2 protein-coding genes are annotated in these 2,498 nt (G+C 57.3%); both read left to right on the forward strand.

Annotation, left to right across the window (positions count from 1 at the left end; genetic code table 11):
- Positions 1-111 precede the first annotated feature (111 nt).
- Positions 112-1,641: an IS21 family transposase gene (istA, locus tag AC1DZP_RS35855; protein WP_477309041.1), complete on the forward strand. Its 1,530-nt coding sequence runs from the start codon at positions 112-114 to the stop codon at positions 1,639-1,641.
- Positions 1,631-2,443, forward strand: coding sequence for an IS21-like element helper ATPase IstB (istB, locus tag AC1DZP_RS35860; protein ID WP_477309039.1), 813 nt, complete (start codon positions 1,631-1,633; stop codon positions 2,441-2,443). The genes istA and istB overlap by 11 nt, the downstream gene beginning before the upstream one ends.
- Positions 2,444-2,498 lie beyond the last annotated feature (55 nt).

Here is a 2,498-nt window from a genome sequence, read left to right on the forward strand (position 1 = left end):
TGTTGATTGCCACTGAGAAGTGACCCGGCATTGAAGGATATTTCCATCGAGAATTGACCCATGTTTGAACCTTGCCCTGCGTGTTGCAGCGGGGGCTACGGAGTGATCGACATGGCATTATTGAGCGTGATCCGACGCTGGCATTTTCGAGAGCATTTATCGATCCGTGAGATCAGCCGCAGGACCGGCCTGTCGCGGAATACTATTCGCAGATATCTGCGTTCTGACGGTGTTGAGCCAAAGTTCAAGGTTCCCGAGCGCCCGAGCAAGCTTGACCCTTTTGCCGACCGTTTGTCGGCCTGGCTGACGACGGAAGCCAAAAGGAACCGCAAACAGAAACGCACGATGAAGCAGCTTCATGCCGATCTGCTTAGCCTCGGCTATGAGGGTTCTTACGGTCGTGTTGCTGCTTTCGCTCGGGAGTGGAAGGCGGATCTGCAAAGAGAATTACAGACGACAGGGCGCGGGACATTCGTGCCGCTTGCGTTCGATCCGGGTGAAGCGTTCCAGTTCGATTGGTCGGAGGACTGGGCAATCATCGGCAATGAGCGCACCAAACTGCAGGTGGCCCATACAAAGTTAAGCTACAGCCGCGCCTTCGTCGTTCGGGCCTATCTGCTGCAGACGCATGAGATGCTGTTTGACGCGCACAATCACGCTTTCCGTGTCTTTGGCGGCGTTCCTCGGCGCGGCATCTACGACAATATGCGGACAGCGATCGATAAGGTCGGCCCCGGCAAGGAGCGCGACGTCAATGTCCGCTTCATGGCAATGGCCAGCCACTATCTCTTCGAGCCTGAGTTCTGCAATCCCGCGTCCGGCTGGGAGAAGGGACAGGTCGAGAAGAACGTGCAGGATGCGCGTCACCGGCTCTGGCAGCCCATTCCACGCTTTCCATCACTGGAAGCCCTGAACGACTGGCTGGAGCTTCGATGCAAGGAGTTTTGGCACAAGACCTCGCATGGAAAAATGCGCGGCACCATTGCCGATATCTGGGCTGAGGAAGCCCGGGCTCTCATGCCAGCGTCCCGTTTCTTCGACGGGTTTGTCGAATACACCAAACGGGTCTCCCCGACCTGCCTTATCCATTTGGAGCGTAATCGCTACAGCGTGCCGGCGTCCTTTGCCAACCGGCCCGTGAGCCTACGGGTCTATCCAGATCGTATCGTGGTTGCCGCTGAAGGTTTGATCATCTGCGAGCATCGCCGCATCATCGATCGATCGCATGATCGGCCAGGGCAGACGGTCTATGACTGGCGGCACTATCTGGCTGTCGTACAGCGCAAACCAGGCGCCCTTCGCAACGGAGCACCCTTTGCCGAACTTCCCGATGCATTCAGATCCTTGCAGCAGCATTTGCTCAAGAAGGCTGGCGGCGATCGCGAGATGGTCGACATTCTGGCACTTGTGCTTCAGCACGACGAGCAGGCCGTGCTGTGCGCCGTGGAGATGGCGTTGCAGGGCGGTGTTCCTACCAAGACCCATGTGTTGAATCTGCTCCATCGCCTCGTCGACGGCAAATCCCTTACGCCCCCTACCATCGACGCTCCTCAGGCTTTGACGCTTACAAACGAGCCGAAGGCCAATGTCGAACGCTACGACGCTTTGAGAAAGGCCTTGGAGGTGCGTCATGCGTCATAATCCTGCCAGCGGCGCAATCGTCATCATGCTCAGGAGCCTGAAGATGCACGGCATGGCGCAAGCTGTAGGCGAACTCACCGAACAGGGAGCGCCGGCGTTTGAAGCCGCCATTCCGATCCTGTCGCAACTGCTGAAGGCCGAGACGGCGGAACGAGAGGTCAGATCGACAGCCTATCAGCTCAAGACGGCACGCTTTCCAGCCTATCGCGATCTCAACGGCTTTGACTTCGCCAGCGGTGAGATAAACGAGGCACTCGTGCGGCAACTTCATCGTTGCGAGTTCGTCGATGAAGCCAACAATATCGTGCTCGTCGGCGGCCCCGGAACCGGCAAAACCCATATCGCAACCGCTCTCGGCGTGCAGGCCATCGAGCATCATCACAAACGGGTTCGCTTCTTCTCGACGGTCGAGCTGGTCAATGCGCTGGAACAGGAGAAGGCACAGGGAAGATCCGGCCAGATCGCCAATCGCCTCGTGCATTCCGATCTCGTAATCCTGGACGAGCTTGGCTATCTGCCATTCAGCGCATCAGGTGGAGCATTGCTCTTCCATCTGCTGAGCAAACTCTACGAACGCACAAGCGTCATCATCACCACAAACCTCAGCTTCAGTGAGTGGGCCAGTGTCTTCGGCGATGCCAAGATGACGACCGCGCTTCTCGACCGACTGACCCACCATTGCCACATCCTGGAAACCGGGAACGACAGCTTCCGGTTCAAAAACAGCTCCGCACACGAGCCTAAAAAAGCGAAGGAGAAAGCCAGAACCTTGACCGTCAACACCGAACCGAAACATACATGAGAGGCGGGTCACTTCTCGGTGGAAATGCCGGGTCAGTTCTCGGTGGAAATCAACA

Source organism: Mesorhizobium sp. P2_F8, from assembly GCF_056403655.1.